This window comes from Undibacterium sp. GW821-FHT07F11 (assembly GCF_059418665.1).
This window is the reverse complement of the sequence record NZ_JBWKQH010000003.1, coordinates 325,277-340,328: the sequence shown is the minus strand read 5'-3', so window position 1 is coordinate 340,328 and position 15,052 is coordinate 325,277. Positions and strand designations below refer to the sequence as shown.

General features: G+C 47.3%; 14 protein-coding genes. 8 read left to right on the top strand and 6 right to left on the bottom strand.

What is annotated here, in order from left to right:
• Positions 1-21: 21 nt before the first annotated feature.
• The gene (locus AC07OI_RS08715; RefSeq protein ID WP_495256936.1) at positions 22-1,473 is read right to left on the bottom strand and encodes a GGDEF domain-containing protein; all 1,452 of its coding nucleotides are present in this window, start codon (positions 1,471-1,473) and stop codon (positions 22-24) included.
• 332 nt (positions 1,474-1,805) lie between these two features.
• On the opposite strand from AC07OI_RS08715, the gene AC07OI_RS08710 reads away from it, so the two are divergent.
• Both AC07OI_RS08710 and AC07OI_RS08705 read left to right on the top strand, forming a co-directional pair.
• Complete coding sequence (locus tag AC07OI_RS08710) at positions 1,806-3,884, top strand: 3-hydroxyacyl-CoA dehydrogenase NAD-binding domain-containing protein (RefSeq protein WP_495256935.1); 2,079 nt, start codon at positions 1,806-1,808, stop codon at positions 3,882-3,884.
• A 227-nt stretch (positions 3,885-4,111) separates the two neighbouring features.
• Positions 4,112-5,713, top strand: a complete 1,602-nt coding sequence (locus tag AC07OI_RS08705; RefSeq protein WP_492704423.1) for an ABC-F family ATPase — start codon at positions 4,112-4,114, stop codon at positions 5,711-5,713.
• A gap of 98 nt (positions 5,714-5,811) precedes the next feature.
• Here the strand turns inward: AC07OI_RS08705 and AC07OI_RS08700 are convergent, their stop codons facing one another.
• From AC07OI_RS08700 to AC07OI_RS08685, 4 genes are all read right to left on the bottom strand, one after another.
• Positions 5,812-6,363, bottom strand: coding sequence for a hypothetical protein (locus AC07OI_RS08700; protein ID WP_495256934.1), 552 nt, complete (start codon positions 6,361-6,363; stop codon positions 5,812-5,814).
• A 110-nt stretch (positions 6,364-6,473) separates the two neighbouring features.
• A complete protein-coding gene (locus AC07OI_RS08695; protein ID WP_495256933.1) occupies positions 6,474-6,743 on the bottom strand; it encodes a hypothetical protein in 270 nt (89 codons plus the stop codon).
• Positions 6,744-6,745: 2 nt separating this feature from the next.
• Complete coding sequence (gene feoB, locus AC07OI_RS08690; protein ID WP_495256932.1) at positions 6,746-8,635, bottom strand: ferrous iron transporter B; 1,890 nt, start codon at positions 8,633-8,635, stop codon at positions 6,746-6,748.
• Entirely contained in the window at positions 8,635-8,946 is a 312-nt protein-coding gene (locus AC07OI_RS08685; RefSeq protein ID WP_492704419.1) for a FeoA family protein, read from the bottom strand. Before AC07OI_RS08685 ends, feoB begins: the two co-directional genes overlap by 1 nt.
• Positions 8,947-9,208: 262 nt before the next feature.
• On the opposite strand from AC07OI_RS08685, the gene AC07OI_RS08680 reads away from it, so the two are divergent.
• On the top strand, positions 9,209-10,174 hold the full coding sequence (locus tag AC07OI_RS08680; protein WP_492704418.1) for a bifunctional helix-turn-helix transcriptional regulator/GNAT family N-acetyltransferase: 966 nt from the start codon (positions 9,209-9,211) through the stop codon (positions 10,172-10,174).
• A 47-nt stretch (positions 10,175-10,221) separates the two neighbouring features.
• On the opposite strand, the gene AC07OI_RS08675 is transcribed toward AC07OI_RS08680, so the two are convergent.
• On the bottom strand, positions 10,222-10,719 hold the full coding sequence (locus tag AC07OI_RS08675) for a DUF1579 domain-containing protein (protein ID WP_492704417.1): 498 nt from the start codon (positions 10,717-10,719) through the stop codon (positions 10,222-10,224).
• 99 nt (positions 10,720-10,818) lie between these two features.
• On the opposite strand from AC07OI_RS08675, the gene AC07OI_RS08670 reads away from it, so the two are divergent.
• From AC07OI_RS08670 to hmpA, 5 genes are all read left to right on the top strand, one after another.
• Entirely contained in the window at positions 10,819-11,784 is a 966-nt protein-coding gene (locus AC07OI_RS08670) for a helix-turn-helix transcriptional regulator (RefSeq protein ID WP_495256931.1), read from the top strand.
• 130 nt (positions 11,785-11,914) lie between these two features.
• Positions 11,915-12,166 (top strand): hypothetical protein, encoded by a 252-nt coding sequence (locus AC07OI_RS08665; protein WP_492704415.1) that lies wholly within the window; start codon positions 11,915-11,917, stop codon positions 12,164-12,166.
• Between the two features lie 460 nt (positions 12,167-12,626).
• Positions 12,627-12,854: a hypothetical protein gene (locus AC07OI_RS08660; protein ID WP_495256930.1), complete on the top strand. Its 228-nt coding sequence runs from the start codon at positions 12,627-12,629 to the stop codon at positions 12,852-12,854.
• Positions 12,855-13,033: 179 nt separating this feature from the next.
• Complete coding sequence (locus AC07OI_RS08655) at positions 13,034-13,594, top strand: HNH endonuclease (protein ID WP_492704413.1); 561 nt, start codon at positions 13,034-13,036, stop codon at positions 13,592-13,594.
• A 236-nt stretch (positions 13,595-13,830) separates the two neighbouring features.
• Entirely contained in the window at positions 13,831-15,048 is a 1,218-nt protein-coding gene (hmpA, locus tag AC07OI_RS08650) for an NO-inducible flavohemoprotein (protein ID WP_492704412.1), read from the top strand.
• Positions 15,049-15,052: the final 4 nt, after the last annotated feature.

Here is a 15,052-nt window from a genome sequence, read left to right as displayed (position 1 = left end):
TTCGAATGATAGTTATCCTGACTATGTTTGAACTTGATCACCTTCACTTTTTATATCATCAACATCATCACTTTCTACGCGATTTCGCCCATTTTCTTTGGCGCGGTAAAGTGCTTTGTCGGCGACCAATAGCAGGGCTTCAATATCAGGAACAGCCTGATGGATAAAACTGGCGCCTATGCTGACCGTCACAGTGATTTTCTGGCCATCACCAATATCGACGGATGTACTGGCAAACTTGCTGCGTACGCGTTGCGCTATCATTTCCGCTTCCTTGCGCCCGCAGCCAGGTAGTATCGCTGCGAACTCTTCTCCGCCGATACGACCCAGGGTATCAATGTCTCGCAATCCGGCACTGGCAACATGTGCAAAGGCCACCAGCACGCGGTCGCCACCGGCATGTCCGTAGGTATCGTTCACGTCTTTGAATTTATCAATGTCCAGCATCAAGACTGCTACTGGTCTGTTTTGTTCAGTCAACCTGGTTAGCAGGCTGGAAGCACGTTCATTAAAGGCGCGCCTGTTCAATAAGCCCGTTAGCTGGTCATGTTCAGCAATGTACTTTAGCTGACGCAATAGTTCTTCACGTGCAGCCATGACACAGGCCACGGTCAGCGGTGCCAACGCCATCAAACTCACTCCTATGCGTATAGACAACAGCATGGGACGCGAATTCATATTGACGATGGAGATGGGCAGGTAGCCAAGTGACATGGCAATCAATACCCAACTGCTGTACAGCAAAGTCAGTATGCTGGTAATGAAGATATCGTAGCTTAATGCACACCAGAGCAAGGCGGGAATAGGGAAGACAGGTGCACCGGGACCACCTACGATGATGCCCAATACAAAAGATATCAGGAGGACGCACACAGGCAAAATTTTGCTGATATGAATGTATTCAGTTTTAAAAGTGCGGCGGCGATTTAATCTGAATCCTGATAAATCCGGCAAACTGAGCATGACAGGTAAAACTGCCATCAAATTAACCAATTCGGTGACGGACCAGAATGCCCAGCTTTTGAGCGGGCTTGCATTGGACAATATGGGATCAGCAATCGTACCAACGACGCCAGCTGCGGCCGCTGAGCACGAAGCGACCAAAGCTAGGTAGAGCACAGAGAGCGGATGTTTCAAACGTCGGTGCTCGTCATCCAGCCAGGAAAAAAGTAAAACACCTGTGATGACGCAAACAAGATTTCCGCCAGTCAGCAACAAACTGACTGACCAATTACTGCCTGCAAATATGTCGGCAGCAACATAGCCCGATATTGCGCCAAACCAGCCACATGGCTTGTTAAATTGTGGGAAACGTACGAACAGACCAAGCAGCAGCGCATTGGCTGGCCATAAAGCCGCCAAATGCCCCATGGGACGACTGAGTATCCCCAATAAACATGCAGCAAATACGATAGCACAGGTGATCGCTGCCGTTTTTATCTGCTCAGTCCAGCTTGATATGGGATAGGACATTACTCAGATACTCCAATTCTCCACAGACTTTATAAGAAATAAATTTCAACTTACTTCATCATAGGGTGAATATTGGTTTTATCACTATCAGATTTTCCAATATGCGGGTTCTCAATGAACTAAAGTACTGTAACAGCTAACATGCCATACAGTTGACTAAGGAGTATTCCGCAAAGCCTGGGAGTATTTTTCTATTTGTTGAGACGGAGATTGAAATAAAATAATACGCTCGTACTATTTTGCGGTATAGTAATCAAAAAATGAGCTTATACCAGATTTTTAAAAGCCGTGAACTGGCAAATCCAAGCAGTATTTCACCTATAGGAAGAGACATGAGCGCCGAATATCAAGTGAATGGCAATATTGCCGTAATTACCCTGAACAATCCGCCTGTAAATGGCTTGGGTCATGCTACCCGCGCAGCAGCAGTGAATGGCATGAAACAGGCCTTGAACGATGATGCAGTCAAAGCCATCGTCATCACAGGTGCTGGTAAAGCATTCTCCGGCGGTGCGGATATCAAAGAATTCAATTCTCCAAAAGCATCTGCAGAACCCAGCCTGCATACGCTGATCAATGTGGTCGAAGGGTCTGATAAGCCTGTCATCGCTGCTATTCATACTGTGTGCATGGGCGGTGGCCTGGAACTGGCTCTGGGTTGTAATTATCGCGTCGCGTCTAAAGGTGCGCAAATTGCCTTGCCTGAAGTTAAATTGGGCATCTTGCCTGGTGCCGGCGGCACACAACGCCTGCCGCGCGTGCTGGGCCTGGAAATGGCTTTGAACATGATTGTTTCCGGTACAGCAGTGCCATCAGAAAAACTGGCCAAGACAGCGATCTTCAATGAAGTGGTGGAAGGCGATGTGCTGGAAGCAGCACTCGCATTTGCAGCTAAAGTTGCTGATGTGCGCCCTTTGCCAAGAGTGCGTGATATCAAGATCGACTACCCGAACTATGAAGCTTATCTGCAATTCTCACGCAATACAGTGCGCGCCATGGCTGGCCCTTTCCCAGCGCCTTTGAAATGCGTGGAAGCAGTGGCAGCCGCAGTCACCAAAAAATTTGATGATGGCATCAAGTTTGAGCGTGAACTGTTTGTTGACCTGGTGCAAACTACAGAATCCAAAGCCTTGCGCCATGCCTTCTTTGGCGAGCGTGCGGCCAGCAAATTGCCGGATGTGCCTGAAGATACGCCAACTCGTCCTATCAAATCCGTTGCCGTTATCGGTGCCGGCACCATGGGTGGTGGTATTGCGATGAACTTTGCCAATGCTGGCATTCCTGTGCAAATACTGGAAATGAAGCAGGAAGCACTGGATAAAGGTCTGGCGACCATCCGCAAGAATTATGAAAACACGCTGAAAAAAGGCAAGCTGACTCAAGAGAAATTTGACCAGCGTGTAAGCCTGATTACAGGCACTTTGTCGTATGAAGAGATTGCCCAGGCAGATATTGTTATTGAAGCCGTGTTCGAAGATATGGGTGTCAAGGAACAAGTCTTCAAAAAACTCGATGAAGTCATGAAAAAGGGCGCAATCCTGGCGTCGAATACATCAACACTGGACGTCGACAAGATTGCTGACTTCACCAAGCGTCCTGAAGATGTTATCGGTACCCATTTCTTTAGCCCGGCAAATGTCATGAAATTGCTGGAAATCGTACGTGGTAAAAAAACTGCCAAAGATGTGCTGGCGACAGTGTTGGGCCTGTCCAAAAAAATCAAAAAAACTGGCGTGGTATCTGGCGTTTGCGATGGTTTCATCGGCAACCGCATGATAGAACAATATAGTCGTCAGGCAGGCTTCCTGCTGGAAGAGGGCTGCACACCGGAACAGGTTGATAAAGCCGTCGAAAAAATGGGCTTTGCCATGGGACCTTTCCGTATGGGCGATCTGGCTGGCAATGATATCGGCTGGTATATTCGCAAGCGCCGTTACGTAGAAAAACCACAGATCACGTATTCCAAAACAGCAGATTTGCTGTGCGAACTGGGTCGTTTTGGACAAAAAACCGGTGCAGGCTGGTATGACTACAAACCGGGCGACCGCAAAGCTTATCCCTCAAGCATTGTGAATGACATGATCATCCAGCACTCTGCTGACCTGGGTATTACGCGCCGCAAGATTTCTGATCAGGAAATTGTCGAGCGCCTGATATTTGCTCTGGTCAATGAAGCTGCCTACATCCTGGAAGAGGGCATAGCGACACGTGCGTCTGATATCGATATGGTGTATCTGACAGGCTATGGCTTCCCATTGCACACCGGCGGCCCTATGTTCTACGCAGATACCGTGGGCTTGCCGAATGTTGTCATGGCCATGGAGAAATATGCCAAAGGCCGCCATGGCGACGCCTGGAAACCAGCACCTTTGCTGGCAAAACTGGCTGCAGAAGGAAAAACTTTCAATTAAATAAACTTAATTGAAATTAATAAGTGGCTTGCCTGAGGAATTGATCTTCAGGTAAGCCATTTCCTATTGGTAAAGAAGTAATCTCATTAACAAAAACTGCCAGGACGCAGATTTCTGCCTTCCAAATTCCATAATTTCTCTATAAATCATGGGCTTGTCTGGAAGCCACCAAAAGCACAATGCTATAATGCACGGTTAATCCCCATCTTTATTGCAAAAGGTTTTCTGTGCTTTCTACCGCTAATATCACCATGCAGTTCGGCCCCAAGCCGCTGTTTGAAAATATCTCAGTCAAATTTGGCGAAGGTAACCGTTATGGCCTGATCGGTGCCAATGGCTGCGGCAAATCCACTTTCATGAAGATTCTTGGCGGTGACCTTGAGCAATCTTCAGGTACGGTCATGCTGGATCAGAATGAGCGTCTGGGTAAATTGCGCCAGGATCAGTTTGCTTTTGAGGACATGCGTGTGTTGGACGTGGTCATGATGGGCCACATAGAAATGTGGGCAGCAATGTCGGAGCGGGATGCGATTTATGCCAATCCTGAAGCAACTGACGACGACTACATGAAAGCGGCAGACCTGGAAGCCAAGTTTGCTGAATATGATGGTTACACTGCTGAGGCACGAGCCGGTGAATTATTGCTGGGTGTTGGCATACCAACTGATCAGCATCAGGGCGTCATGAGTGCGGTTGCACCAGGCTGGAAACTACGTGTCTTGCTGGCGCAGGCCTTGTTCTCCAACCCAGACATTTTGCTGCTTGATGAGCCGACGAATAATCTGGACATCAACACCATTCGCTGGCTGGAAGATATTCTGAACGAGCGCAATTCCACTATGATCATCATTTCGCATGATCGCCATTTCCTGAATCAGGTATGCACGCACATGGCCGATATGGATTACGGCACACTGAAAGTGTACCCAGGTAATTATGACGACTACATGCTGGCATCGTCACAGGCACGTGCGCAGCAAATGGCGAACAATGCCAAGGCCAAGGAAAAGGTCGCTGAGCTGCAAGACTTTGTCCGTCGCTTCTCTGCGAATAAATCCAAGGCGCGTCAGGCGACTTCACGTGCCAAGCAGATTGATAAAATCAAGATTGAAGATTTCAAGCCATCCAGTCGTCAAAATCCTTTCGTCCGTTTCGATGGCGAAAAGAAATTGCATCGCTTGGCTGTAGAGGTGCAATCCTTGAGCAAAGCTTATGACAAGCCATTGTTCAAGAATGTCGATTTGATGGTCGAAGCAGGTGAAAGAATTGCGATTATCGGTGCTAATGGTATCGGTAAAACCACCTTATTGCGCTGCATAGGTGGTGATGACATCACAGGTTTGCATGCTGATTACGGTACGGTCAAATGGGCAGAAAACGCCAATGTCGGTTATATGCCGCAAGATCCTACTGAAGAATTTGCATCTGATAAAAACCTGACTGACTGGATAGGTCAGTGGACACAAGAGGGTGATGATGACCAGGCGGTACGCTCCATCCTCGGTCGTCTGCTGTTTGGTGGTGATGACGTTAAAAAATCAGTCAAGGTTTTATCCGGCGGTGAAAAAGGTCGAATGATGTATGGCAAGCTGATGCTGGGTCGCCACAATGTCTTGTTGATGGATGAACCAACCAATCACATGGATATGGAATCCATTGAGTCGCTGAATATCGCGCTGGAAAAATATGCAGGCACTTTGATTTTCGTTTCGCATGACCGCGAATTCGTTTCGTCCTTGGCGACGCGTATATTGGAAATCAAGGAAAATAAAATCATCGACTTCCAGGGTACTTATGAAGAATACCTGAGCAGCCAAGGTATTGAATAAAAGAGTTGTGAGTAAAGAAAAAGCCAGGCTTGCCTGGCTTTTTTTACGTGCGCAAGCTGGGTGGCTGTTTAAATTTTACCTGGACAAGCGCTACTCAACTAAGCTTTACCGAGCAATAAATCAAGTCTGTCACTCAGGCTGCGAGCCATTTCTGGTCCCTTGGATTTTTGAACTGCTTCTACATATGCCTGTCGTAGTGCACGAAAATCGTCGATATTTGCGGCGCGTTCAACCTTGAGTTGCAGCCCATAACCACGCAAACCGATGGCGCTCTTGATGGTCTCATTATAAAAGTTGTACAGCGCCTGGAAACGCTCGGTATCTGTCATTGCAGGTGCAGGAGCTTCTGGCAATTTCGCTGCACCATTGATAGCAGTTGCTGCTTCAGTTACTGGCGGAGGGGTAGATTCTGTCGGGGTGGGGGATGTGTCGACCTGAACAGCAATTTCAATAATGAATTCCTGTTCCAGCAGTTCTTGCAGATTTTGTTCTGTCAAACCCAGAGCTGCCACTTTTTTCATGATGTCAGCGGCGCTTTGCTTGCCGTCTATCATGACCAGTAAAGTACGCAATCTGGACGCCAGTTGATACTTTCTGGTGGTGATTTCTTCGCGGCCTTTTTCGGTCTTGTCGTAGATGCTTGCGTTCATATCCAGCTACGGCCTTTGCTTGTCTCAATATAGCAGAAATTGTTTCCACTTTATTCGAGGATACATCAATTCAGCCGGGCTGCCAATGAAATGCAGGCATAAGCCCGCTCTTATCTTTGATTGGATGCGTTACGGATTAGTTTCACAGTTTTTAATTCGGAGGACGTGGAGCAAGTGTCGTTTGATGAGGATGAGCAATTGCTGCAACCAGAACCACATCCTGTGGTTTGCCTGGCCACTTTGGCAAACAGGGGTGCCAGTACGGGGACGCGACTGGCACCAAATACGCTGATCTTTTCCTTGGTTGCGGCAGGCATCCATTTTAATAACAGATACCCGGATGCCAGTGCCAGAAGCAAAACTGCGATCAGGTTTTGCATGATTATCTCCCTAAGAAAAAGCTGGAAATATGATAGGTCAGGAAAGAGGCGCAATAGGCGAGGCCAAACAAATAAGCCGCCATGATGGCCGGGTAACGCAAGGTATTGGTCTCACGTTTGACAACGCTCAGGGTCGCCACGCATTGCGGGGCGAAAACATACCAGGCCAGCAGGGACAGGGCAGTTGGTATGCTCCATGAATGAGCGATCAGCGGCTCAAGTGAGCGGCTCAGTTCTTCACCAGATTGTGAGAGCGCATATACCGTACCTAGTGCGGCGACGGCAACTTCACGTGCTGCCAATCCAGGTACCAGGGCAATACAGATTTGCCAGTTGAAACCTATGGGGGCGAATATCACTTCAAGTGCACGGCCCAGATAACCGGCAATACTGTAATAAATCGGCGGCTGAGTCGCATTTTCTGGCGCACCAGGAAAGCTGCTGAGGAACCACAGCAAAATCATGAGAGACAGAATAATTGTGCCGACGCGGGTAGTGAAAATCTTGATTCTTTCCCATAAACCCAGTAGCAGGTTGCGTACATTGGGCCAGCGGTAGTCCGGCAATTCCAGCATCAATGCCTGTTGATGCACTTCGCTGCCCCATTTCTTTTTAAAGAAGTAGGCTACCAGCATGGCTGATACTATGCCACCCAGATACAGCAGGAACAATACCAGGCCCTGCAAATTCAGGATGCCTAATACGGCTTGATCGGGGATGAAGGCGGCAATGATCAGGGCATACACTGGCAGGCGCGCTGAGCAAGTCATCAAGGGGGCAATCATGATTGTCACCAGACGGTCACGCGGGTTTTGTATTGTCCTGGTTGCCATGATGCCGGGGATGGCGCAGGCAAAACTGGACAGCAGCGGAATAAAGGCGCGGCCAGACAAGCCGACTTTACCCATGACTCTGTCAAGTAAAAAGGCAGCGCGTGGCAAATAACCAGAGTCTTCCATGATCAGGATAAAGAAGAACAGGATCACGATCTGCGGCAAAAACACCAGCACACTGCCAGCGCCACCTATCACGCCCTTTACCAGCAGTCCTTGCAGTACGCCAGGTGCCAGCGCTGATTCGACTGCGCTTCCTGTTGCATCAATAGTCGACTTGATCAAGTCCATTGGTGCCTGCGCCCAGGCAAATACTGCCTGGAATACCAGAAACATCAGGGTGGCGAAAATGATGGGGCCAATAGCCGGGTGCAAAATCCAGCTATCCAGGCGATAACTCAAACTGGCGGCCCGCTCGCTGGCAGCGTCCGTATCCTGAGTAACACAGGCCTCGAGTACTGCATTGGCTTGTTGCTGCAAGCTCTCGGGGCTTTGTGCGGAAAGTGCATGAGGCGTTGTATTGCCATTTGGCAGCAGTGTTTGTGCCAGCGTCTCAAGTTCAGTCAGGAGGGCATCGATACCCTTGGGGTCGACTGCAACCGTCTCGACAACAGGAATATTCAGCGTACGGCTTAATGCGGCGATGTCGATATGGATATGACGCTTCTTGGCGATATCCATCATGTTCACTGCCAAGATCAATGGCTGACCAAGTGCAAGCAATTCAAACACCACGCGCAGGCCGCGTTTCAAATTGGTGGCATCGACTACGCACACCACGGCATCTGGCATGGTTTCATCAGTACGCTGGCCGGTGACGACTTCCTGGGTGATTTTTTCATCCGGTGTGATGGCATGCAGGCTGTAAGTACCTGGTAAATCCAGTACCTGCCATTGACGTCCTGCATCTGAGCGGAATTTGCCTTCTTTCCGTTCTATTGTGACACCTGCATAGTTTGCTACTTTTTGCCGTGCACCTGTCAATCGATTGAAAAGTGCAGTTTTTCCGCAGTTAGGGTTACCGACAAGAGCGATGAGCGGAGAAAACAATTCGTTCACTATGTTCCTACTTTTTCTGAATGAGTAACGCCGGGGACAACACCAATCAAGGCTGCTTCAAAATTTCGCAATGCAAAGGTCGACTGGCCTATCCTGACTGCCAGTGGTTCGCCACCAAAATACCCTTTGTGCAATACCTTTACCGCTTCGCCTTTGACAAAGCCTAGCTCTTTCAAGCGGCGGGTAATATTGAACAGGCTGTCGTCCTTCGCATCGCCTTGTTCTTGCACGTCTTCAACGACGCCAGAGTCACCGACTTTCATCAGATTCAATGTGGTAGAAATTGCTTGCTGTAATGGCAAACTGCTCATGGCGAAATTCCCGTGGCGAAGAAAAAATGTAACTCTAAATGATAATGAGAATATATATCAATACCGCTTATGTTTCAATCGCTATACAGTCAGAAATGACTGACTTTGCGATTCCTCAGGTCTTTGATGATTTTATTTTTCCTTTAGTAACAAATTTGCCGTTTTGTTAATTTTTGCATCATGCGGATGTTCAAAATAAACTCTTGCATAAAAGCTGTATTTTAAAATATAGTTGCATTATGCAACTATAAGTAAGCTGGCTATGAATACTGCTATCTCTCTACCCCACATCCAAGAAATCCGCGATGCATCGCGCAGGCTGGTACGTGAACTTGGCTTCATGAAGTCAACACTGGCTGGCACCAGTCTGCCTGCATCTGCTGTGCATGCCTTAATTGAGATTGGTGAGCATGGCGCACATAGTGCAACAGCACTTTGTGACGTGCTATGTCTGGAAAAGTCCAGTGTCAGTCGCATGGTGCGCAAGCTGATAGATGGTGGTGAACTGGTAGAAAACAGCAGTCAAAAAGATGGCAGGGAAAAGCAGCTTGCTCTGACATTAAAAGGTAAGCAGACCCTGGCTGCTATCAATCAGTTTGCGCAGATGCAGGTCAGCAGTGCGCTGGAAAATATTCCTGCGCCAGTTCATGACAAAATAGTACATGGCTTGACCATGTATGCAGATGCACTTGCGATTAGTCGCAAGGGGCCGTCGGTAGCTACCGTCCCTCACGCAAATATTCGATGCGGATATCACTCCGGTGTGCTTGGCCGTACCGTGGAAATGCATGCACGCTATTACGCGCGCGCTGCAGGATTCGGACAGTTCTTTGAAGCGAAAGTCGCCAGTGGCATGGCTGGTTTTGTCGGACGCCTGAATAATCCGGTGAATCAATTGTGGTTTGCAGTCAATGATGACAAAATCGTAGCTACCATTGCTATTGATGGTGAAGATCTGGGGAACAATATTGCTCATCTGCGTTGGTTCATTGTTGACGATGAATTGCGCGGTAGCGGTGTTGGCAGGCGTTTGCTCAGAGAAGCGATTTCATTCTGTGATCAACAGCAATTCAGCGAAATACAACTGTGGACCTTTAAAGGTCTGGATGCAGCACGCCGCCTGTATGAAGAAGCAGGTTTTGTGCTGCTTGAAGAGTTACCTGGCCGGCAATGGGGAGAAGAGGTCACAGAACAACGGTTTTCCCGCCCAACTCCAATAATGCTGTAAGCAACCATCAGCATGATCATGAGCGCATGGATGATCGGTAGGCAAGCCTAGTCTATTTTTTGAAAATTCATGATCCAATTGGTTTCCCAACTGATGCCTCCATCAACTGAGAATGCCTGTTCCCAGCGTGGTTGATTTGCGGCAGGCATGCTCCATAAAAAGCGCACGCGTATTTCTTGGCCAGCAAATGTATCGTCTGCATAAAATTCACCCACGCCATTCACAAACCGACCTTGCATAGGCACATCCAGGTGTGTGGGATAGCGGCCATCCAGCCACCAGATAGACCATATGCCTTTTTCTGCATCATATGAGCGCAAAGTCGTTGCACGATAGGCACCACCCGGCATTTCAAGCAAGTTGTCATCAATGTTGCCAGCGCCACCAAGAATTTTGCTGGCGGATGTACTGCCATCAAATTCCAGCCACTCGTGACAACCGGCAAGTCTTTCCTTGAGACGGTGATGCTTTACCTGCCAATTGCCAATAAAAAAATCAAAGTCGTTGATACCTGCGGTTTGGGTAGTATTGATCGCTGAATTCATGTTCTCTCCTTGATAGGTTTGCTCCGGCTGAAGCAATAAACATGAGGATAAAGAATATATAGGGCATAATTTATCCTATTAATTGACTAAACTTATTCCATGTCGCAAGCCTACCATCCCACCACTCGTGTCCTGGCTCTGCTGGAACTCTTGCAAAATCAAAGGCAGGTCAGCGGAGCTGATCTGGCGCAGATGCTGGAAATTGACCGGCGCAGTTTGCGTCGCTATATCGTCACGCTGGAAGAGATGGGAATACCCATCATGACTACGCGAGGGCGTTACGGTGGCTATTCCATCATGCCCGGTTTTAAATTGCCACCGATGATGTTTAATGAGGAGGAGGGCTTCGCCATCTCCATTGCCCTGTCCGTCGCTCGTCAAATGAAGTTGTTGGATGCCGCGTCATCAATAGAAAGTGCACAGGCAAAATTACAAAGAATTTTGCCTGACAAGCTCAGGCAAAGATTGAAGGCAGCAGATGCAGCGATAGAACTCAATCTTCAATCGGCAATGGTACCGGCTGACAAGGAAATATTAGCCAGGCTAAGCCATGCAGTCGCCCACAAACAATCCATACACTTGCGATATCGAGGCGCAAATGATGCAGAGAGTGAACGGATGGTAGACGGCTATGGCCTGGCCTTTCATGCTGCATGTTGGTATTTCGTTGGTTTTTGTCATTTGCGGAAAGACATACGCAGTTTCAGGCTGGACAGGGTTGCTCAAGCAGATTTACAAACCCGGTATTTTGATAGTCCCGCCAATTTCAGGGTACTCAGTTATTTGCGTAGTGCCGTAGCGACTATTCCACGTGCCTATAGTGTGGAAGTGATGTTGAAAACAGATATGCAAAGAGCGCGCAGGCATCTGTCTGACACGATTGCCGTGTTGGAGCAGACTAAGGAGGGAGTGCTTCTGTATAACCAGTCCGAAGATTTAAACTGGTTTGCAAGGCAATTGGCCGCTTTGCCTTTTGATTTTGAAATCCGTAAGCCAGCACAATTGCAAACTGAGCTCAAGGAAGTGGCGAATCGTTTATTACGGGATTGCCTACCCAAAACCTGACGTAAACGTCACAGAAAATACAATTTCTTCTTTATATGAAGAAATTATTCTTTAAAAGGCTTGTTAATTAAAGAAAGCTATGACAAGATAATACGGTGAAAACTAAAAAAGCTTAGCAATTAACAAATCTATGAATACCCAAAACACTTATCAATCGCTGTATCAAACAATCTCAAGCCTTGCGGCGCGAGCTGGGCGGCTATTGGGCAAGTGGATGGAAGTACGTGGAGTTCATGATGTAGTTGTCGGCTTTGCTGCAAGGCCAGCTCCTGCACAGTTGACAGCCTGCGAAGCCACCACAGAATTTAGCGGTAAGGATGGCAGCTGGGAGTTGGTATTTCACAGAACCATCATGATGGACATTCGGGGTGTTAACCCTTGAAATCAGGAAGGCAGATGAAGCTGCTTCCTGATGAGAGCTGAAAAGCCCGGATGCCTGTAAAGCTCCGGGCTTTTTGCCTTTTATGGTTTTTAATTTGCGTTTTGATAGACGCGCTTTAGAAACCCAGTAGTAAAACCCGCCGTTTGGCGGTCGTGCCGGAAAACGCCGGATAACACGGGATTCTTTAACAATTCGGGAAGATGTATTGATAAATCCTTCTGCTATGCGTTCTGTACACATGGCGAGGAGGGGATATGCAGCGAATATCTTGAGATATTCGCTGCATGTTAAAAGTGACTTGAGACCAGGTCATTTTTAACATGCTGGCGCGCTTCATTTTGCGGTGAAGTCGATACTTTAAACATGGGTATATTTCTCAGGGATGAGACCAATATCCACGTCAGATTGCGGTATGTACTTTGTCATTTTATAAAAACAAGAAAAATAGAAAATTATGTTTATGATTTATTGGTCCATTCATATTGATGGACAAGAACTGGCATGCTCAAAAGAGTTTGCCAATGAATGTATGGCTGATGCCTTGCGATTCACTGAGTCTTTGCGTATGGAACAGCGTCAGGGCGCAGCAATTCGCCATATCACCATGTCTTGTGAAAACCCGGATTCAGTTGGCCATGCAGGTGTTGCTGATGCCGGACCTGAATATTCATGGAAAAAACGTCGTTAGACGTGCATGGGGGTTAGTAATACGAATTAAATCAATCATGCCTTACAGCATCAGCAATTCGTGTCTACAATGAAAGGGCAGATTGTCGTTTTATTGGTGGCATGCTGGTGGTTTATGCAGCAAGTTTTATCAGTCCGTCTTCCCAAATTGGAAAAACATCCCATACAAACAGGTGATGTATGCAACAAATATTGGTTTTGGATATAGCTGGAGTGCCTTACGACTGGATAAGTCAGAACGATGCTGCGACTCAGTACGCCGCAAAAAAAGTGGCATGGGATATTGGTGATCAGGTCTTCATGCTGCGCGGTGGCTATAACAAGGATGGTGAACAATCCAGGATTTTCATCAAACCTATTATCTCCATACGCAATAGTGAACGCATGTCCAGGAACAGCCGTCACCAAATTCCTTTGGGTGATGGCAACAGGCTGCTATATGCAAGGGACAGGCATATCTGCGCATATTGTGGTGAGACCTTCCCTTATCAGGAACTGTCACGCGATCATATTTTGCCAACCTCACGTGGTGGAAAAGATGCTTGGGAAAACTGTGTGACTGCCTGTAAAGATTGTAATCATGCGAAAGGCAACAAGTTCGTGCACGACTTCAAACCTTTGATATATGTGCCGTATGCGCCTTGCCGTTTCGAACATTTCATTTTAAGTGGAAGAAATGTGATTGCTGATCAACTGGAGTATCTTTCAGCAAAATTGCCCAAGCATAGCCGCTTGTTATAGTGACGCAGGGTATGAATCCCATGTGTATTAACGTGGATTCATACCTTTTTTAAATCCCGGATTTCATTTGATATTTTAATGATCTCATATTGCCAATATTAAGGTGTATTTACAATACATGTTAAATGGATTATGATGGCGCGGATCGTCGTTGAATTCCCTGGTTGTTTAAAGCTCTTCGTTGCTTCATTTGACTTTAAACATGTATTTGTATTGCATCTATTGAATAAGTGTATATGTTAGACATTAATACGAGAAATCTAGTAAAAGCTACAGTCCCGGTATTGAAAGAACATGGAGTCACACTGACACGCCATTTTTATGCGCGCATGTTTTCTCATAATCCAGAATTGAAACCCATTTTCAATCAGGGTAACCAACAATCTGGTACCCAGCAACAAGCTTTGGCAATGGCAGTATTGGCTTATGCAGAGCACATAGATGACCCTATGGTATTGATGCCGGTATTGACACTGATCGCAAATAAGCATGTCAGTGTGGGTATCAGGGCAGAGCATTATCCTATCGTGGGTATGCATTTACTGGCTTCAATCAAAGAAGTCATGGGTGACGCTGCCAGTGATGAATTGATGGCAGCCTGGGCGGCTGCGTATGGACAACTGGCAGATGTATTGATTGCGCAAGAAGCAGCGATTTATACAAAAGCAGCCATGACGCCAGGTGGCTGGACAGGGTGGCGTAGTTTTATTGTCAGTAAAAAAGAAACTGAAAGTGAAGAGATAACATCGTTCTATTTGCGACCGGCAGATGGTGGTTCTGTACCTGATTACAAACCCGGCCAGTACATCTCTGTCAAAGTATTTGTACCTGAACTGGGTATGATGCAACCACGTCAGTACAGTCTGTCATGCGCCCCAGGGCAGGAGTATTTACGTATCTCAGTTAAGCGAGAAGCTGAACTGGCAGAAAAACCTGCAGGCCTGGTGTCTAATGTGTTGCATAGAGATTTTCACGAAGGTTCAATACTCGATGTGGCACCACCCATGGGCGATTATATCTTGCACGAAGACCGGGATACACCTGTAGTCTTGATCAGTGCAGGGGTTGGTGTCACACCAAAGTTGGCCATGCTTGAGCATTTACTCAAACAAAACACGACACGCAAAATTCGTTTCGTGCATGCTTGTCGCCATGGTGGGGTACATGCCTTCAAACAGCAAGTGCGTGCGTTGAGTGAGCAATATGCTCAAGTCAAATCGCTGACATACTATGAAGCGCCGCGCGCAGAAGACCGGCAGTCTGTAGATTACGATCAGCAAGGCAGGCTGGATCTGGAAACTGTCGCGAATGACTTCATACTTCCTGAAGCTGATTACTATGTTTGCGGGCCGCGTCCATTCATGCATGCACAAATCACCAGTTTGCAAAACCTGGGCATTGCATCCTCACGCATCCATAAAGAAGCTTTTGGCAGCGGTGGATTTGCGCACTGATTAG

Coding starts and splice junctions, on each gene's coding strand:
- AC07OI_RS08655 (WP_492704413.1), top strand. CDS start 13,034: ATGCAACAAATATTGGTTTTGGATATAGCTGGAGTGCCTTACGACTGG.
- hmpA (WP_492704412.1), top strand. CDS start 13,831: ATGTTAGACATTAATACGAGAAATCTAGTAAAAGCTACAGTCCCGGTA.
- AC07OI_RS08660 (WP_495256930.1), top strand. CDS start 12,627: ATGATTTATTGGTCCATTCATATTGATGGACAAGAACTGGCATGCTCA.
- AC07OI_RS08665 (WP_492704415.1), top strand. CDS start 11,915: ATGAATACCCAAAACACTTATCAATCGCTGTATCAAACAATCTCAAGC.
- AC07OI_RS08675 (WP_492704417.1), bottom strand. CDS start 10,719: ATGAATTCAGCGATCAATACTACCCAAACCGCAGGTATCAACGACTTT.
- AC07OI_RS08695 (WP_495256933.1), bottom strand. CDS start 6,743: ATGCAAAACCTGATCGCAGTTTTGCTTCTGGCACTGGCATCCGGGTAT.
- AC07OI_RS08710 (WP_495256935.1), top strand. CDS start 1,806: ATGAGCGCCGAATATCAAGTGAATGGCAATATTGCCGTAATTACCCTG.
- AC07OI_RS08700 (WP_495256934.1), bottom strand. CDS start 6,363: ATGAACGCAAGCATCTACGACAAGACCGAAAAAGGCCGCGAAGAAATC.
- AC07OI_RS08685 (WP_492704419.1), bottom strand. CDS start 8,946: ATGAGCAGTTTGCCATTACAGCAAGCAATTTCTACCACATTGAATCTG.
- AC07OI_RS08680 (WP_492704418.1), top strand. CDS start 9,209: ATGAATACTGCTATCTCTCTACCCCACATCCAAGAAATCCGCGATGCA.
- AC07OI_RS08715 (WP_495256936.1), bottom strand. CDS start 1,473: ATGTCCTATCCCATATCAAGCTGGACTGAGCAGATAAAAACGGCAGCG.
- AC07OI_RS08670 (WP_495256931.1), top strand. CDS start 10,819: ATGTCGCAAGCCTACCATCCCACCACTCGTGTCCTGGCTCTGCTGGAA.